16 protein-coding genes are annotated in these 15,737 nt (G+C 70.9%); 9 read left to right on the top strand and 7 right to left on the bottom strand.

Annotation, left to right across the window (positions count from 1 at the left end):
- Positions 1-993, bottom strand: a complete 993-nt coding sequence (locus tag ACVCL9_RS13115) for a chorismate transformation enzyme, FkbO/Hyg5 family (protein ID WP_395120616.1) — start codon at positions 991-993, stop codon at positions 1-3.
- 91 nt (positions 994-1,084) lie between these two features.
- On the opposite strand from ACVCL9_RS13115, the gene ACVCL9_RS13110 reads away from it, so the two are divergent.
- From ACVCL9_RS13110 to ACVCL9_RS13070, 9 genes are all read left to right on the top strand, one after another.
- Positions 1,085-1,351, top strand: a complete 267-nt coding sequence (locus ACVCL9_RS13110; protein WP_395120615.1) for a phosphopantetheine-binding protein — start codon at positions 1,085-1,087, stop codon at positions 1,349-1,351.
- 145 nt (positions 1,352-1,496) lie between these two features.
- Positions 1,497-2,216, top strand: a complete 720-nt coding sequence (locus ACVCL9_RS13105; RefSeq protein ID WP_395120614.1) for a xanthomonadin biosynthesis protein — start codon at positions 1,497-1,499, stop codon at positions 2,214-2,216.
- Positions 2,213-2,515: a hydroxymyristoyl-ACP dehydratase gene (locus ACVCL9_RS13100; RefSeq protein WP_447097790.1), complete on the top strand. Its 303-nt coding sequence runs from the start codon at positions 2,213-2,215 to the stop codon at positions 2,513-2,515. The genes ACVCL9_RS13105 and ACVCL9_RS13100 overlap by 4 nt, the downstream gene beginning before the upstream one ends.
- Entirely contained in the window at positions 2,512-3,468 is a 957-nt protein-coding gene (locus tag ACVCL9_RS13095; protein WP_447097791.1) for an LpxL/LpxP family acyltransferase, read from the top strand. Before ACVCL9_RS13100 ends, ACVCL9_RS13095 begins: the two co-directional genes overlap by 4 nt.
- Complete coding sequence (locus ACVCL9_RS13090) at positions 3,395-4,051, top strand: LolA-related protein (RefSeq protein ID WP_395120610.1); 657 nt, start codon at positions 3,395-3,397, stop codon at positions 4,049-4,051. Before ACVCL9_RS13095 ends, ACVCL9_RS13090 begins: the two co-directional genes overlap by 74 nt.
- 2 nt (positions 4,052-4,053) lie before the next feature.
- Positions 4,054-6,372 carry an MMPL family transporter gene (locus ACVCL9_RS13085; RefSeq protein ID WP_447097792.1) on the top strand — a complete coding sequence of 773 codons (2,319 nt, stop codon included), beginning with the start codon at positions 4,054-4,056 and terminating at the stop codon, positions 6,370-6,372.
- Positions 6,356-6,790 carry a phosphotransferase gene (locus tag ACVCL9_RS13080; RefSeq protein WP_447097793.1) on the top strand — a complete coding sequence of 145 codons (435 nt, stop codon included), beginning with the start codon at positions 6,356-6,358 and terminating at the stop codon, positions 6,788-6,790. The genes ACVCL9_RS13085 and ACVCL9_RS13080 overlap by 17 nt, the downstream gene beginning before the upstream one ends.
- A 13-nt stretch (positions 6,791-6,803) precedes the next feature.
- On the top strand, positions 6,804-7,541 hold the full coding sequence (fabG, locus tag ACVCL9_RS13075; protein WP_447097794.1) for a 3-oxoacyl-ACP reductase FabG: 738 nt from the start codon (positions 6,804-6,806) through the stop codon (positions 7,539-7,541).
- 99 nt (positions 7,542-7,640) lie between these two features.
- A complete protein-coding gene (locus ACVCL9_RS13070) occupies positions 7,641-8,777 on the top strand; it encodes a GGDEF domain-containing protein (protein WP_447097795.1) in 1,137 nt (378 codons plus the stop codon).
- A 37-nt stretch (positions 8,778-8,814) separates the two neighbouring features.
- Here ACVCL9_RS13070 and ilvA read toward each other — a convergent pair whose 3' ends face one another.
- The 6 genes from ilvA to ilvD form a co-directional block, all read right to left on the bottom strand.
- Positions 8,815-10,368 (bottom strand): threonine ammonia-lyase, biosynthetic, encoded by a 1,554-nt coding sequence (gene ilvA, locus ACVCL9_RS13065; RefSeq protein ID WP_447097796.1) that lies wholly within the window; start codon positions 10,366-10,368, stop codon positions 8,815-8,817.
- On the bottom strand, positions 10,365-10,613 hold the full coding sequence (gene ilvN / locus ACVCL9_RS13060; RefSeq protein WP_395120598.1) for an acetolactate synthase small subunit: 249 nt from the start codon (positions 10,611-10,613) through the stop codon (positions 10,365-10,367). The genes ilvA and ilvN overlap by 4 nt, the downstream gene beginning before the upstream one ends.
- 64 nt (positions 10,614-10,677) lie before the next feature.
- Positions 10,678-12,477 carry a biosynthetic-type acetolactate synthase large subunit gene (gene ilvB, locus ACVCL9_RS13055; RefSeq protein ID WP_447099510.1) on the bottom strand — a complete coding sequence of 600 codons (1,800 nt, stop codon included), beginning with the start codon at positions 12,475-12,477 and terminating at the stop codon, positions 10,678-10,680.
- 112 nt (positions 12,478-12,589) lie between these two features.
- Positions 12,590-12,931, bottom strand: coding sequence for a hypothetical protein (locus tag ACVCL9_RS13050; RefSeq protein ID WP_395120596.1), 342 nt, complete (start codon positions 12,929-12,931; stop codon positions 12,590-12,592).
- A 68-nt stretch (positions 12,932-12,999) separates the two neighbouring features.
- Positions 13,000-14,010: a ketol-acid reductoisomerase gene (ilvC, locus tag ACVCL9_RS13045; RefSeq protein WP_447097797.1), complete on the bottom strand. Its 1,011-nt coding sequence runs from the start codon at positions 14,008-14,010 to the stop codon at positions 13,000-13,002.
- Entirely contained in the window at positions 14,007-15,719 is a 1,713-nt protein-coding gene (ilvD, locus tag ACVCL9_RS13040) for a dihydroxy-acid dehydratase (RefSeq protein WP_447097798.1), read from the bottom strand. Before ilvD ends, ilvC begins: the two co-directional genes overlap by 4 nt.
- Between the last annotated feature and the right edge of the window lie 18 nt (positions 15,720-15,737).

The raw sequence follows: 15,737 nt of genomic DNA, 5'->3' as shown, positions 1-15,737 counted from the left end.
CTAAACGTAGCGCCAGCCGTCGATCTCGACCAGCAGTTCGCGGCGACAGATGTCGCCGTGCAGCAGCAGCAGGGGTACGCCCGGCAGGCGCTGCCGGAGCGCGTCGCGCACGCGCGGCGCGTCGCCGTCGTGGCGCAGGTAGACCTTGAGCGGTGAATGCGTGTCGAAGCCGGCGCGCATGTCGGCGCTGGCCAGCAGCGCGTCCAGGTTGGTCAGGGTTTCCTCCAGCTGCGCATCGAGGTTGTCGTGGTGGGCCGAGGCATGGCCCACGACCGCGGCGGTGCCGGAAATGGCCAGCGTGTCGCGGGCCGGCAGGAGCATCGCCCGCGCAAAGCTGGGCGGGGTGGGGCCGTATTGCCGCGGGTAGCGCCATGCGCTGACCTGGCGCGGGTTCTCGACCCGGTGGCCGGCCTGCTCGCCGGCCAGCAGGTAGACCTGCAGGCGGTGTTCCGCCGCGAGGTGGCCGATCGCGGTGGCGGCGGGGAAACCTTCGGCGAAGAAATCGCCCATGCCGGCGGCGCGGCCTTCGCAGAAGCGCTTGTAGCGTTCCGCATCGCCTTCGCCGTCGTTGATCGCGCCGATGTAGTTCCACACCCGCAGGACGTGCCGTGCGTCGCGGCCGGCGACGAACCGGTGCAGCAAGTCGTAGGCCTGCTTTGCGGTGGCGCGGGCGCCGCCGTGTTCGCGTTCGTCCAGCTCGACCGCGGCGAACAGCCAGCCGCCGCCGGTCGACCAGCGCAACGCGCCTTCCATGCCGCAGCGCACCGGCGCGTCCACCTGCCACAGTTCCAGCGGCGCGGGGGCATCGGTGCTGGCCAGCGCCACCTGCAGGTGGCGCGGATCGTCACCGGAGGGTACGGCTGGGTCGAAACCGAGCACCGCCAGCGTGCCCGGCGCCTCCAGCAGGGTGGCGACCTCCGCCATGCGATAGGACACCTGCGGCGCCCGCCGCGCCCGAGCTTCCACCTGCGGGTTTTCACATCCCTGGATCATGCTGGCCAACCGGAACGACAAGGCCGCTATGTTACACTCTGCGCCCACTGCCACCGGGGGGAGGCAATGCATCTGGCGTACGGAATCGAGCATGGCGGAACAGACAGAGGCGCAGCACGAGTTGGCCACCCTGGTGGTGGAATGCCTCAACCTCGAGGACGTCAATGCCGAGCAGATCGACCCCGATGCACCGCTGTTCGGGGGCGAACTGGGGCTCGACTCCATCGATGCACTGGAGATCGCCCTGGCCGTCTCCAAGCGCTACGGCTTCCAGCTGCGCTCGGACAACCCGGAAAACCGTCAGATCTTCGCCAGCCTGCGCAATCTGTCGAGCCACGTCGAGCAGCACCGCGCCTGAACGGTCGGTGCGGGATGGAGCGGTCGTGCGGGCTGGTCATGGACGCCTTGGCGCCGCATGGCGCCGCGCTTTCCGCCTTCGTCACGCCACCGTGCGCCACGCGTGGCAAGCTGCCGGTGCCGACCGAGTCGTCGCGGAATCGCGCATGAAATCCGCCGTATCCCCCCATGTTCCGACCTCGCGGCGCCACGCCTTGTGGTTGCTGCTCGCCTATCCGGTGTTCGCCATCGCCGGGGTGGTCACCCATCGGCCGATCTTCGCGCTGCTGGCGCTGGCGGTGCTGGCCAGCGTGCTGATGCTGCCGCGGCTGCAGTCGCGCCGACCGCTGCCGTGGTTGCTGTGGCTGCTGATGCTGGCCGGCGTGTGGCTGGCCTCGCGGCTCGGGCTGGCCGACCTGCTGCTGGAGGCGGTGCCGATCCTGATCAACGTGGCGCTGGCATGCTGGTTCGGCCGCAGCCTGCTCGGCGGCGAGCCGCTCGTGGCGCGTTTCGTGGTGGCGATCGAGGGTGCCGAGCGGCTGCGCGAGCCCGGCGTGGCGCGCTATGCGCGGCAGATCACCTGGTTCTGGACCGTGCTGCTGGCGGCGCAGGCGCTGCTGTTGACCGGCCTGCTGCTGTTCGCCGCACGCGACGGGCTGCTGCCGCGCCTCGGTGTGACGTCGGCGTGGTCGGTGCCCGAGCGCTGGGCCTCGGCATGGCTGCACGTGGGCTGCTACCTGCTGCTGGGCGCGGCGTTCCTGCTGGAGTACGCCTGGCGGCGCTGGCGCCTGCGCCATCTCAGCCACCCCGGCCTGCACGACATGCTGCTGAAACTGGCCCTGCGCTGGCCGCAGCTGCTGCACGGCAACGGCGGCGTCTCGCCATGAGCGGGTACGCACAGGCGTTGCAGTTCGCGGCCGATCATCCGGCCTTGCCCGGTCACTTCCCGGGACAGCCGCTGGTGCCCGGCGTGTTGCTGCTGGAGCAGCTGGCGCTGGCGCTGCGCGCGTGGCGCGGCCAGCGGCTGGTGCGCGTGCCGGAGGCGAAATTCGTGGCGCCGCTGCGGCCCGGCGAAGCGGCCCGGCTGGAACTGATGCCCCTCGCGGCATCGGCTTCGCGGGTCCGTTTCCGCATCGAGCGCGACGGCATGCTGCTGGCGCGTGGCGTCATCGAGGGCGAGGCATGAGCGACAGCGAACACTGGCAGAGCCGGCCCGAGGGCGGCGGCCGCTTCGCGCTGTGGCTGATCCGCGCGATTGCCCTGCATGGCGGGCGCCGGCTGGGTCGCTGCTGCCTGTATCCGATCACGCTGTACTTCTACTGCCGCCGCGGGCCGGAGCGCCGGGCTTCGGCGCACTACCTGCAGCGCGTGTTCGGTCGCCCGGCCACGCCATGGCAGGTGCTGAAGCACATCCACTGTTTCGCCGCCACGATCATGGACCGGATCTTCCTGCTCGCCCGCGGCGAGCAGCCGTTCCAGTTCGAGACGCAAGGCCTGGACCTGCTGGAACAGCGCGCTGCGCTGGGCCGCGGCGTGTTGCTGCTGGGTTCGCACCAGGGCAGCTTCGAGGCGCTGCGCGCGATCGGCGCGCGCCGGCCCGAGCTGCCGCTGCGGGTGGTGCTGGACAAGCAGAAGACCCCGGCGATGACCGAGCTGCTGGAGGCGCTGGCGCCGGAGGTGGGCGCCTGCGTGATCGACGCCGCGCAGGATGGCACCTCGATCGCGCTGGCCATGGCCGAAGCCTGCCAGCACGGCGCGCTGGTGGCGATGCTGGCCGACCGCGGCCGCGGCCACGAGGTGCTGCGCCGCGTCGACCTGCTGGGCTCGCCGGCGCCGTTCCCGGTCAGCCCGTGGTTGCTGGCGCATACGCTCAAGGTGCCGGTGGTACTGTGCTTCGGGCTTTACCTCGGCGGCAATCGCTACCGGCTGGTGTTCGAGCCGTTCAGCGAACGAGTGGAGATTCCCCGGCATGATCGGGGGCCGGCGCTGGACGCCCTGCTCGAGCGCTACGCGCAACGGCTGGAGCACTACATCCGCGTCGCTCCCTACAACTGGTTCAACTTCTATGATTTCTGGCAAGACCCGCCTGCTGCTGAACCTGCTGCTGCCGTGCTGGGCGGTCACCGCGTGGGCGTCTGAACCGGCGGTCGCGGCCACCTCGACCCAGGCCGTGATCGCCGGCCTGCGCCAGCCGGCACCGGCGCACACCGCGTTCGCCGAGGCGCGTTTCCTCAAGATGCTGGATCGCCCGCTGGTGGTCTCCGGGCAACTGTCCTGGCTGGGCGACGACCGCCTGCAGCGGCGCGTCGAGCACCCTCGCGCGGAGACCGCCACGATCGCCGACGGCGAAGTGACCCAGCAGCGCGACGGCAAGCCGGCGCGGCACTTTTCGCTCAAGCGTGCGCCGCAGCTGCAGGTGCTGCTGGACAGCTTCGTTGCCTTGCTCGGCGGTGATGCTGCCCGCTTGGAGCAGGCGTTCGAGATCCAGCGCGAAGGCGATGCCGCCGGCGCGTGGACGCTGACCCTGGTGCCGCGCGACGCCCACGTGGCGAAGACGGTCGCGCGCATCCGCATCGACGGCGTGGGCGACCAGTCGCGCTGCATGCACATGCAGGAGGCCGACGGCGACCTGGCGGTCGACCTGCTTGGTCCGCTCGCCGAAAAGATGCCGGCCGAACCGACCCGCGCCGAGCTGCAGGCGCTGTGCACGGGTTCGCCCTGAACATGCACCGCGGCGCCCGCGCCACGCTGCTGGTCACCTGGCTGCTGGCGCTGGCCGGACTCGGCTGGATCGTGAGCCAGCGCCTGCACGTCAGCAGCGACCTGCGCAGCTTCATGCCCGCGCCGACCACGCCGGACCAGCGCCTGCTGATGGAGCAGGTGGGCGAGGGGCCGGGTTCGCGCCTGCTGCTGCTGTCGATCTCCGGCGCTTCCGACGGGCAACTGGCCGGCTTGAGCCAGGGCCTCGCTGCCGTCCTGAAAAAGGACGCGCGCTACAGCCAGGTGCTCAACGGCAGCTTCGACCTCGCGTCGCTCGATCCCCGGTTGCTGCCGTATCGCTACCTGCTCTCGCCCACGCTGGACACGCAGCCGCTGGACGAGGCCTATCTCGCCGATCAGTTGCAGCAGCGGCTGGACGACCTCTCCTCGCCGGCCGCCAGCCTGCTGAAGAACCTGCTGCCGCGCGATCCCACGCTGGAGACGCTGAAACTGGCCGAGCGCTGGGCGCCGGCGAAATCGCCCCAGCTGCGCGACGGCGTGTGGTTCACCCCGCAGCACGAAGCGTTGCTGCTGGTGCAGACCGTGGCCGCCGGCTTCGACCCCGGCGCGCAGCAGCAGGCGATCGACGGCATCCGCGAGGCGTTCCACGCGTTGCCCGGCAGTGCCGACGCGCGGCTGGAACTGAGCGGTCCGGGCTACTTCAGCGTGGTGATCGGCGCGCAGACGCGGCACCAGGCCGACTGGATCGGGCGCATCTCCACCGTGGGCTTCATCGCGCTGCTGCTGCTGGCCTATCGCAGCGTGAGCTCGCTGCTGCTGTCCGCGCTGCCGATCGCCAGCGCCGCACTGGCCGGCATCGCCGCGCTCACCCTCGTGTTCAGCGAAGTGCACGGCATCACCCTGGCGTTCGGCTTCACCTTGCTCGGCGTGGCGCAGGAATACCCGATCCGCGTGCTCAGCCACCGCCGCGCCGGCGAGGACGCGTTGCAGAGCGTGCGCGACCTGTGGCCGCTGCTGCTCACCGCGATCGCCTCGGCCTGCATCGCCTACCTGGCGTTCTACGCCTCCGGCGTGGCCGGGCTGCAGCAGTTGGCGGTATTCACCATCGTGGGGTTGCTGGTGGCGGGCCTGAGCACGCGCTACCTGCTGCCGCATCTGTTGCCGCGGCGCGTGCGCGACGTGGCCGCGATGGGCTGGTTGATCCGTGCTCGCGGCTGGCTCGACCGGCTGCCGCGCCCGCGCTGGATTCCGCTGCTGGTGGCGCTGGCGATCGCTGCGATGCTGGCGCTGGCGCCGGGCCCGTTCTGGCAGAACAACCTCGCTGCACTGACGCCGGTGCCGAGCGCGTTGTTGCAGCACGATGCGCGTCTGCGCCAAGCGCTGGGTGCGCCGGACGTGCGTTACCTGCTGTTGTTGCAGGCACCCACCGAACAGGGCGTGCTGGCGCTGTCGCAATCGCTGCAGCCGCAGGCCGATGCGCTGGTGGAGCGGCACGCAGTCGACGCGATCGAGCTGCCCTCGCGCTACCTGCCTGCCGTGGCGCAGCAGCGCGCGCGGCAGCAGAAGTTGCCCGATCGCGCCATGCTCGAACATGCGCTGGCCGGGGCGCTGCAGGGCATGCCGTTCCGCGCCGACCTGTTCCAGCCGTTCGTCGATGACGTGGAAACCGCACGCGCGCTGCCGCCGCTGACGCCCGAGCGCTACGCGCAGACGCCGCTGGGCCAGCGCCTGGCCGCGATGCTGGTGCAGCGCGATGGCCACTGGCTGGGCCTGGCCACGGTCAGCGGCGTGCATGACGTCGCCGCGCTGCAGACGCTGGGCGCGGACCGCGGCGGCGCGGTGCATCTGCTTGATCTCAAGGCCGCCTCCGAATCGCTGGTGGCCGCCTATCGCACGCGCATCCTGCAGGCGCTGCTGGCGGCCGGACTGCTGCTGGTGGTGACGATCTCGGTCGCCCTGCGCAGCGCGCGCCGCGCCTGGCACGTGCTGGCGCCGATGACGCTGGCAACCTTCCTGGTGCTCGCGGTCGAACGCGTGGCCGGCATCGAGATCTCGCTGTTCCACCTGGTCGCGCTGATCCTCGCCGGCGGCCTGGGCCTGCATTACGCGCTGTTCTTCGAGCGCGACACCGGCGACCCGGCCGAGCAGCGGCGCACCTTGCACGCCACCCTGGTCTGCGTGCTGTCCGCGCTGCTGGTGTTCGGCATGCTGGCGTGGGCGACGATTCCGGTGTTGCGCGCGATCGGGCTCACGGTGAGCCTGGGCGTGGCGTTCCACTTCTGCCTGTCGATCCTGATGGCGCCGCATGCTCGACAAGACTGACTGGGCCCACCTCATCCCGCACGCCGGCCGCATGTGCCTGCTCGATGCGGTACTGGCGTGGGACGAGCGCGGCATCCACGCCATCAGCGCCGGTCACGCGCGCCTGGACAACCCGCTGCGCGGCGAGCGCGGCCTGCACGCGGTGCACCTGGCCGAGTACGGTGCACAGGCGATGGCCGTGCATGGCGCATTGCTGGCGCGCGAGCGGGGCCATGAAACGGTGCGCCCCGGCTGGCTGGTCAGCCTGCGCGAGGTGGACTTGTTCGCGGAACATGTCGACCATCTGGATGGCCGTCTGGACGTCCATGCCGAATGTCTGTACGCCGACGACGGCGGCGCCCAGTATGCGTTCCGCGTCGAGCACCAAGGCCGCCTGCTGTGCCGCGGCCGCGCCGCGGTGATCCACCCCCAATCCTGATTCGAGGTCGCCCATGCCCACTCCCACCTCCCTGCGACGCGCCCTGGTCACCGGTGGCAGCGGCGAGCTTGGCGGCGCCATCGCCCAGGCACTGGCCGGCGGCGGCTACCACGTGATCGTGCACGCGAACCGCAGCCTGCATCGCGCAGAGGCGGTGGTCGGCGAAATCGTCGCCGGCGGCGGCAGTGCACAGGCCACCGCCTTCGACGTGAGCGACGCCGAGGTCACCCGCGCGGCGCTGGACGTGCTGCTCGGCGAGGGCTGCATCCATGCGGTGGTCAACAACGCCGGCATCCACGACGACGCGCCGATGGCCGGGATGAGCTCCGAGCAATGGCACCGGGTGATCGACGTGAGCCTGCACGGCTTCTTCAATGTCACCCAGCCGCTGCTGCTGCCGATGGCGCGCGCGCGCTTCGGCCGCATCGTGTCGATCAGCTCGGTCGCGGCGCTGCTGGGCAACCGCGGGCAGACCAACTACGCCGCCGCCAAGGCTGCGCTGCATGGCGCCAGCAAATCGCTGGCGCGCGAAATGGCTTCGCGCGGGATCACCGTCAACGTGGTCGCGCCTGGCGTGATCGAGGGGCGCATGGCCGACGCCGCGTTCCCGCCCGAACGCATCCGCGAGCTGGTGCCGGCCCAGCGCGCCGGCACGCCGGAGGAAGTGGCGGCACTGGTGGCGTTCCTGTGCTCGGAGGCGGCCGGCTACATCAACGGCCAGGTGATCGGGGTAAACGGCGGGATGGCCTGATCCCGCGCTAAAGACTGCCCCCGCGGGGCCGATACCGACACTGGAGGGCCCAGTCGGGTCCCCGCAACCGAGTCCGGGCGCGTGGCGCCGGGAGTGTCCGTGATCGAGCACGAATTCATCGAGGAAGACAGCCTGGAGCTGGCCGACCCGTGCAGCGAGGTGCTGACGGCGCGGCCGGTGGCCGTCGAGGCGCCCGACGAATGGCGCGTGCTCGATTCGCTGGCGGCGCTCACCCATCACCGCGATCTCGACGCGCTGGACCACAGCCTGGTGCTGACCCTGGCCGAACTGACCGGTGCGCGCCGCGTGACCCTGGCCAAGTGCTTCCCCGAGGACAGCGCGCTGGAAAGCGTGGTGTGCTGCTCGCCCGACAGCGTCGGCGCGTACCAGGTGCATCCGCTGGAACCGGAATGCCTGGGTGCGGCGCTGGGCCCGATCCATCGCTGCCTGCAGGACATGCAGGCGCAGACCGAAACCCGCAACGGCCTGCATCGCCAGTTGGTGCCGATCGTGCGTGAAGGGCATGCGATCGGTGCGCTGCAACTGGACAGCGCGCTGGCGCCGCTGCGCAGCCGGTCGCTGATCGACGGCTTCGCGCGCATCTACGCCAACTACACCGCGCTGCTGCACGAGAGCGAGCACGACAAGCTGACCGGCCTGTACAACCGGCGCAGCCTGGAGCGCCAGCTGCAGCGGATGCTGCAACTGCGCGATACGCCGCTGCGGCCGTATCCGCTCGCCGTTCCGCCCGCGCAGGAGCAGCGCGCGGCGCCGGCCGGCGAGGCGGCGCAGGTGTGGCTGGCGATCGTGGACATCGACCATTTCAAGCACATCAACGACAATTTCGGCCACGTCTACGGCGACGAGGTGATCCTGCTGCTGGCACAGCAGATGCGCGCCTGCTTCCGTCGCGGCGACGTGCTGTTCCGCTTCGGCGGCGAGGAGTTCGTGGCCCTGTTCAGCGCCACCGACGAGGTCACCGTGCACGGCGTGCTGGAACGCTTCCGCGCGCACGTTGCCCGCTTCGCCTTCCCGCTGGTCGGTCACGTCACCATCAGCATCGGCTACTCGCGCATCGGCGCGCACGACTACCCCGCCGTGGCGCTCGACCGCGCCGACCAGGCGCTGTATTTCGTCAAGCAGCACGGCCGCGACGGCGTGCGCGGCTACGAGGAACTCGGCGCCTGCGGCGCACTCGGCCGTGGCCTCGCCGCGGGCAGCATCGACCTGTTCTAGCCGCCCATCCTTCGGCCGTCCGCAGGACGCTTCCCGCTCACGTGCGCAGCAGCAAGCGGTAGGCCGGGTGCGCGCTGTCGTCCACGTGCGGGTAGCCGAGCGTGGCGAGGAACCGCGCGAACAGGGCGTGTTCGGCGGCCGGCACCTGCAGGCCGACCAGGATGCGGCCGTGGTCGGCGCCGTGGTTGCGGTAGTGGAACAGGCTGATGTTCCAGTCCGGGTGCAGCTGGTCGAGGAAGTGCACCAGGGCGCCGGGGCGTTCGGGGAATTCGAAGCGGTACAGCAGTTCGTCGCGGGCCAGCGGCGAGCGGCCGCCGACCATGTGGCGCAGGTGCAGCTTGGCCAGTTCGTCGTCGGTGAGGTCGAGCACGGCGAAGTCCTGCGCATGGAAGGCGGCGACCAGCGCCTCGCGTTCGGCGCGGCTGGCGATCTGCACGCCGACGAAGATGTGTGCGCTGTGCGTGTCGCCGATGCGGTAGTTAAACTCGGTGATCTGGTGCCGGCCCAGCGTGGCGCAGAAGCGGCGGAAGCTGCCGCGCTCCTCCGGGATGGTCACCGCGAACACCGCCTCGCGCTGCTCGCCCAGCTCGGCGCGCTCGGCGACGAAGCGCAGGCGGTCGAAGTTCATGTTGGCGCCGGAGACGATCGCCACCAGCGTGCCGTCGTCGCCGGGGTGCGCGGCGGCGTACTGCTTCAGCCCGGCCAGGGCGAGTGCGCCGGCGGGCTCGGGCACGCTGCGGGTGTCGTGGTAGATGTCGCGGATCGCCGCGCAGATCGCGTCGGCATCCACCCGCAGCATGGCATCGACGTGCTGCCGGCACAGCGCAAAGGTCAGCGCGCCGACCTGCTTCACCGCGGTGCCGTCGGCGAACAGGCCCACCTCGTCCAGCACCACGCGCTCGCCGCGCTCCAGCGAGCGCGCCATCGCGTCCGAATCCGCCGCCTGCACGCCGATCACCTGCACCGCAGGCCGCAGCGCCTTGATGCACGCGGCCACGCCGGCGAGCAGGCCGCCGCCGCCGACCGGCACGAACACCGCCTGCAGCGGGCCGGGGTGCTGGCGCAGGATCTCCAGCGCGATGGTGCCCTGGCCGGCGATCACCGCCGGGTCGTCGAACGGATGCACGAACACCGCAGCGCGCTCGGCTTGCAGTTGCGCGGCGGCGGCCTGAGCCTCGCTGTAGGAGTCGCCGGCCAGCAGCACCTCGACCATCGCGCCGCCGAAGCGGCGCACCGCATCCACCTTCACCTGCGGCGCGGTCACCGGCATCACGATGGTGGCTCGGATACCCAGCTTCGCCGCGGCCAGCGCCACGCCTTGCGCGTGGTTGCCGGCCGAGGCGGCGATCACGCCACGCGCGCGCTGTGCCGCATCCAGCTGCACCATGCGGTTGTACGCGCCGCGCAGCTTGAACGAGAACACGCTCTGCTGGTCCTCGCGCTTGAGCAGTACGCGCCGGCCAAGCCGTGCGCCGAGCAACGGCGCCTCGTCCAGCGCCGATTCGCGCGCCACGTCATGCACGCGGGCGCCGAGGATCTGCGCGAGCAGGGCGTCGTCGCCGTCGAGCGGCAGTGGCGCGGCTGCATTCACGCGGCGAGCGCGGCGGCCGGGTGCGCCACCTGCAGCACGTCCACCAGCTTGCGCGTCTGCTGCATGATCCGGCCCAGCCCGGCCTCGTCGCATTGCACGGTGAGGACCAGCCGCGACACCGACGGGTCGTGCGTGGGGCCGACGGTCAGCGTGTCGATGTTGTAGCCGCGCGCGGCAAACAGCCCGGCCACGCGCACCAGCGCGCCGGCTTCGTTCTGCAGCAGGATGGACAGGGTGTGGTTCATGGCGATGCTCCGTGGGTGGTCCCTTTCCCTGCGGTCTCCGGAGGGAGAAGGGAAAATCAAAAGCTCAGAACATGTGCGACGTCGCGCCTTCGTCCACGGCTGCCGCCTTGCGCGAGGCGATGAAATCGCCGGTAATCATCTGCGCGTAGCTGGCGCCGGGGCCGACCATCGGGTACACGCCGGCGTCCGGGTCGATCACCACTTCGAGGAAGGCCGGGCCGGCGAAGGCGAGGAAATCGGCGACGGTCGCCTCCAGCGCAGCCGGCTGGTCGAGTCGTCGCGCCCAAGCGAATCCGTCGGCCTGCGCGGCGAGCACGAAATCCTTCTTGTGCAGGCTCTTGTCGGAGCCGGCAAAGCGACCCTTGAAATACAGCCGCTGCCACTGCCGCACCATGCCGTCGCCGCTGTTGTTGAGCACCACGACCTTCAGCGGCAGGCCGTAGGTGGTGACGGTTTCCAGCTCGCCGATGTTCATGCGGATGCTGGCGTCGCCGTCGATGTCGATCACGAGCTTGCCCGGGTGCGCGAACTGCGCGCCGATCGCCGCGGGCAGGCCGAAGCCCATCGTGCCCATCGAGCCGGAGGTGAGCCAATGCCGTGGCGCGCGGAAATCGAAGTACTGCGCCGCCCACATCTGGTGCTGGCCGACGCCGGTGCTGATGATCGCGCGGCCCTGCGTGTGGCGGTTGAGCGCCTCGATCACCGCATATGGCTGGATCAGCGCGCTGGCGCGGTCGTAGTCCATGGCGTGCGTGCGCTTGAGCCCGGCCACGTGCGCATGCCACGCGGAGAGCTGCGGCGCGATGGCGTGCGCGCGGCCGTACGCGGTGAGCCGTTCCAGCGCGCGCGTGAGCGGGCCGACGTGGTGCCAGTCCACGCGCTTGACCTTGCCGATCTCGGCCGGGTCGATGTCGATCTGCGCGATGAACTTCGCGCCCGGCGCGAACCTGTCCGGCACGCCGGCCACGCGATCGTCGAAGCGCGCGCCCAACGCCAGCACGAAGTCGCAGTCTTCCACCGCGTAGTTCGCATAGGCGGTGCCGTGCATGCCGAGCATGTGCAGCGCGCGCGGGTCGGCGGTGTCGAACGCGCCCAGGCCCATCAAGGTGGTGGTGACCGGCAGCCCGAAGGCGTCGACGAAGTCGCGCAGCGCCGTGCTGGCCTCCGCCGCGATCACGCCGCCGCCGGCGTAGATCAGCGGTCGCCGCGCCTGAGCCAGCGCGGCAAAGAACGCCGCGCAGTCCGTGTCGGAGAGGCTGGCCTGCTCCACCGTGCGCAGCCGCGAGCGATAGCCGCCGAGCAGCAGTTCGCCGCTGCCGTGCCAGTCGATCGCGGCGTTCTGCACGTCCTTGGGCACGTCCACCACCACCGGGCCGGGGCGGCCGCTGCGCGCCAGGGTGAACGCGGTGCGCACGGTCGCCTCCAGCTGCGCCGCATCGGTGACCAGGAACACGTGCTTGGCGCAGGCGCCCATGATGTTGCTGACCGGCGCCTCCTGGAACGCGTCGCTGCCGATCGAGGCGGTGCCGACCTGGCCGCAGATCACCACCAGCGGAATCGAGTCGGCCATCGAGTCGCGCACCGGCGTGACCATGTTGGTCGCACCCGGGCCGGAGGTGACGATGGCCACGCCGACCTTGCCCGAGGCGCGCGCGTAGCCGGCCGCCATGAACCCGGCGCCCTGCTCGTTGGCCGGCACCACCAGCGGCATCGACTCGCCGCCGTCTTCGCGGGGGTGCAAGGCGTTGTGGCGGAACACCGCGTCGTACACCGGCAGGATCGCGCCGCCGGAGTAGCCGAAGATCACCTCCACGCCCTCGTCGGCGAGCACCTGCACGATCGCCTCGGCGCCGCTGGCCGGCACCGCGACGGGTGAGGGATGGGCGACGGCGACGGCCGCGCTGGCGGGTGGGGAAGAGGTGGTCACGATGACTCCTGGCGATGCCGGTCGGGCCGGCGGGTCGAAGAGGTGCGGCTCAGTTGCGGATCAGTTCTTCCGCGGCGCCCTGGTGCACGGGCACGCCGTAGGTCGAGATGATCCGCAGCTCCTGCGCCACGGCGGAGAAGTTCTCCCACGCGATGCCGTTGACGTCGGCCTCGCAGGTGAAGCCGCGCGCGTCGTCGTCCTCGAAACCCACGTGGCGCAACTGTCCGGCGTGCGCGGGTTCGCGGCTGATCGAGAAGTTGAGCTGGTCGGTACGCCACAGGGCGTAGCTGCCGGGCACCAGCGCGTGCGGCGGCTGGCCCAGGCGGGCGCTGTAATCGGCGACGGAGGCGTCCAGGTCGGCAACGGCCAGGGCGATGTGGAAGCGTTTCATGGCAAACCTCGTGATGTCGGGACAAGTCATTCGGGTCGCCGGCGAAGCGCCGGCCGACCCGCGGGGATTCAACCGGCTTTCTTCAGCGGCTCGACGACGGTCTTCGGTGCGCTTGGCTGCAGCCACGGCATCTGTGCCCGCAGCTTCGCGCCGACCTGCTCGATCGGATGCGCGAGGTCGGCCTGCTTGAGCCGGTTGTAGTTCGGCAGGCCGGCGGCGTATTCGGCCGTCCAGTTGCGCGCGAAGGTGCCGTCCTGGATGTCGGCGAGCACTTCCTTCATGCGCGCCTTCACGCCGGCGTCGACCACCCGCGGGCCGCTGACGTAGTCGCCGTACTGCGCGGTCTCGGAGACGAACTGCAGCATCTTGGCCAGGCCGCCCTCGTAGAACAGGTCGACGATCAGCTTCAGCTCGTGCATCACCTCGTAATAGGCGATCTCCGGCTGGTAGCCGGCTTCCACCAGGGTCTCGAAACCCTTGGTCACCAGCTCGCTGGCGCCGCCGCAGAGCACCGCCTGCTCGCCGAACAGGTCGGTCTCGGTCTCTTCCTTGAAGTCGGTCTTGATGAGCATCGCGCGGCCGCCGCCGATGCCGTCGGCGTAGCCCCGGGTCTTCGCCTCGGCCTGGCCGCTGACGTCCTGGTGCACCGCCCAGATGCACGGCACGCCGCGGCCGCGCTCGTACTCGCTGCGCACCAGCGCGCCGGGGCCCTTGGGTGCGACCAGGATCACGTCGACGTCGGCGCGCGGCACGATCTGCCCGAAATGCACGTTGAAACCGTGCGCGAACAAGAGCGCGGCGCCGGGCTTGAGGTTCGGCTCGATCGCTTCCTTGTACAGCGCGGGCTGCACCATGTCGGGCGTGAGCACGGCGACCAGGTCGGCGCCCTTCACGGCTTCGGCCGGCTCGGCCACCTTGAAGCCGTCGGCCTTGGCCTTGTGCCAGGTCGGGCCGTTCGGGCGCAGGCCGACCACCACGTCGAGGCCGGAATCGCGCAGGTTCAGCGCGTGCGCGCGGCCCTGGCTGCCGTAGCCGAGCACGGCGATGCGGGATGAGGCGAGGGTGTTGGGGCTGCTCATGCGGTGACTCCCTGGTTGGATGCGATGGTGGTGTGCGGTGCGGGTGAGGCGGGTTGCGTGGTGGCGCCATCGGAGGCAGAGCCCACCAGCAGGGCGAACTTGGCGAGCACGCCGCGGCTGACTTTCGGTGCCGGTGGCTGCCACCGCGCACGGCGCGCGGCGAGGTCGGCGTCGGTGGAAATTTCGCGGGCGAGCGCGTCGATGCGGATGCGGTCGCCGTCGGCCAGCAGCGCGATCGGCCCGCCGCGTGCCGCCTCCGGCGCCATGTGGCCGACCATGAAGCCGTGGGTGGCGCCGGAGAAGCGGCCGTCGGTGATCAGCGCCACGTCGTCGCCGAGACCGCGGCCGATCAGCGCGGCGGTGACGCCCAGCATCTCGCGCATGCCAGGTCCGCCGGCGGGGCCTTCGTTGCGGATCACCACCACGTCGCCCTTCGCGATGCGGCCTTCCTGCACGGCGGCGAAGGCAGCCTCCTCGCTCTCGAACACGCGTGCGCTGCCCTCGAAGCGGGTGCCGCCGTGGCCGGGGCCGTGCTTGCCGGGGATCTTCAGGATGCAGCCGTCCGGCGCGAGGTTGCCGTACAGGATGGAGTAGCCGCCGTGCGGTTTCAGCGGCGCACTCACGGGCGCGATCACCGGTTGGTCGGCGAAGCGTGGCGCGGCGGCGGCCTCCGCGAACAGGCTGCGGCCGGTGACGGTGGGCGCGTCGATCAGCATGCCGGCTTCGATCAGCTCCTGCGCCACGCGCGCGGCGCCGCCGGCGTCGAACATCTCCACCGCGGTGTAGCGGCCGGAGGGCAGCAGGTCGGCGATCACCGGGGTGGCCTCGGTGGCCGGCTGGAAATCCTCCAGCGACCAGTCCACGCCGGCCTCGCGGGCGATCGCGAGCAGGTGCAGCACCGCGTTGGTGGAGCCGGCGGTGGCCGCGACCATGCGCGCGGCGTTGTGCATCGCGGTGCGGCTGATCAGGGCACGCGGCGTGCGGCTCTCGCGCAGGCAGTCCATCACCAGCTCGCCGCAGCGGCGCGCGGCGGCGAGCTTGTCCGGGTGGGTGGCGGGGATGTCGTTCAGTCCCATCGGCGACAGCCCCAGCGTGGTCAGCACCATCGCCATGGTGTTGGCGGTGAACTGGCCGCCGCAGGCGCCGGCGCCGCCGCAGGCGTCGCATTCCACCGCGTGCAGTTCCGCGTCGTCGATCTTGCCTGCGCCGTGCGCGCCCACCGCCTCGAACACCTGCTGGATGGTGATCGGCCGGTTCTTGTGCAGGCCATGCGCGATGGTGCCGCCATAGAGCGCGACGGCCGGGATGTCCAGCCGCGCCATTGCCATCGCGGCAGCGGGGATGGTCTTGTCGCAGCCGCACAGCACCACCATGGCGTCGCACAGGTGGCCTTCCACCGCCGCCTCGATCGAGTCGGTGATGACCTCGCGGCTGACCAGCGAATAGCGCATGCCCGGCGTGCCCATGGCGATGCCGTCGGTGACTGCGATGGTGTTGAACTCCACCGGCGTGCCGCCGGCAGCGCGCACGCCTTCCATCGCTGCCTGCGCGAGATCGCGCAGGTTGAGGTTGCACGGCGAGACGTCCGACCAGGTGTGCACCACCGCCACCAGCGGCTTCTTCAGCGCGGCGTCGTCCAGGCCGGTGGCGCGCAACATGGCACGGGCGGGCGCGCGATCGGGGCCGCTCTTGATCAGGTCACTGCGCATGAAGAAAGCTCCGAAGGA

It is taken from the genome of Rhodanobacter sp. UC4438_H5, from assembly GCF_052978405.1.
This window is presented reverse-complemented; position numbering and strand designations above follow the sequence as displayed.

Coding starts and splice junctions, on each gene's coding strand:
- ACVCL9_RS13095 (WP_447097791.1), top strand. CDS start 2,512: ATGAGCGACAGCGAACACTGGCAGAGCCGGCCCGAGGGCGGCGGCCGC.
- ilvD (WP_447097798.1), bottom strand. CDS start 15,719: ATGCGCAGTGACCTGATCAAGAGCGGCCCCGATCGCGCGCCCGCCCGT.
- ilvC (WP_447097797.1), bottom strand. CDS start 14,010: ATGAGCAGCCCCAACACCCTCGCCTCATCCCGCATCGCCGTGCTCGGC.
- ilvN (WP_395120598.1), bottom strand. CDS start 10,613: ATGAACCACACCCTGTCCATCCTGCTGCAGAACGAAGCCGGCGCGCTG.
- fabG (WP_447097794.1), top strand. CDS start 6,804: ATGCCCACTCCCACCTCCCTGCGACGCGCCCTGGTCACCGGTGGCAGC.
- ACVCL9_RS13080 (WP_447097793.1), top strand. CDS start 6,356: ATGCTCGACAAGACTGACTGGGCCCACCTCATCCCGCACGCCGGCCGC.
- ACVCL9_RS13090 (WP_395120610.1), top strand. CDS start 3,395: ATGATTTCTGGCAAGACCCGCCTGCTGCTGAACCTGCTGCTGCCGTGC.
- ACVCL9_RS13050 (WP_395120596.1), bottom strand. CDS start 12,931: ATGAAACGCTTCCACATCGCCCTGGCCGTTGCCGACCTGGACGCCTCC.
- ACVCL9_RS13100 (WP_447097790.1), top strand. CDS start 2,213: ATGAGCGGGTACGCACAGGCGTTGCAGTTCGCGGCCGATCATCCGGCC.
- ACVCL9_RS13105 (WP_395120614.1), top strand. CDS start 1,497: ATGAAATCCGCCGTATCCCCCCATGTTCCGACCTCGCGGCGCCACGCC.
- ACVCL9_RS13110 (WP_395120615.1), top strand. CDS start 1,085: ATGGCGGAACAGACAGAGGCGCAGCACGAGTTGGCCACCCTGGTGGTG.
- ACVCL9_RS13115 (WP_395120616.1), bottom strand. CDS start 993: ATGATCCAGGGATGTGAAAACCCGCAGGTGGAAGCTCGGGCGCGGCGG.
- ACVCL9_RS13085 (WP_447097792.1), top strand. CDS start 4,054: ATGCACCGCGGCGCCCGCGCCACGCTGCTGGTCACCTGGCTGCTGGCG.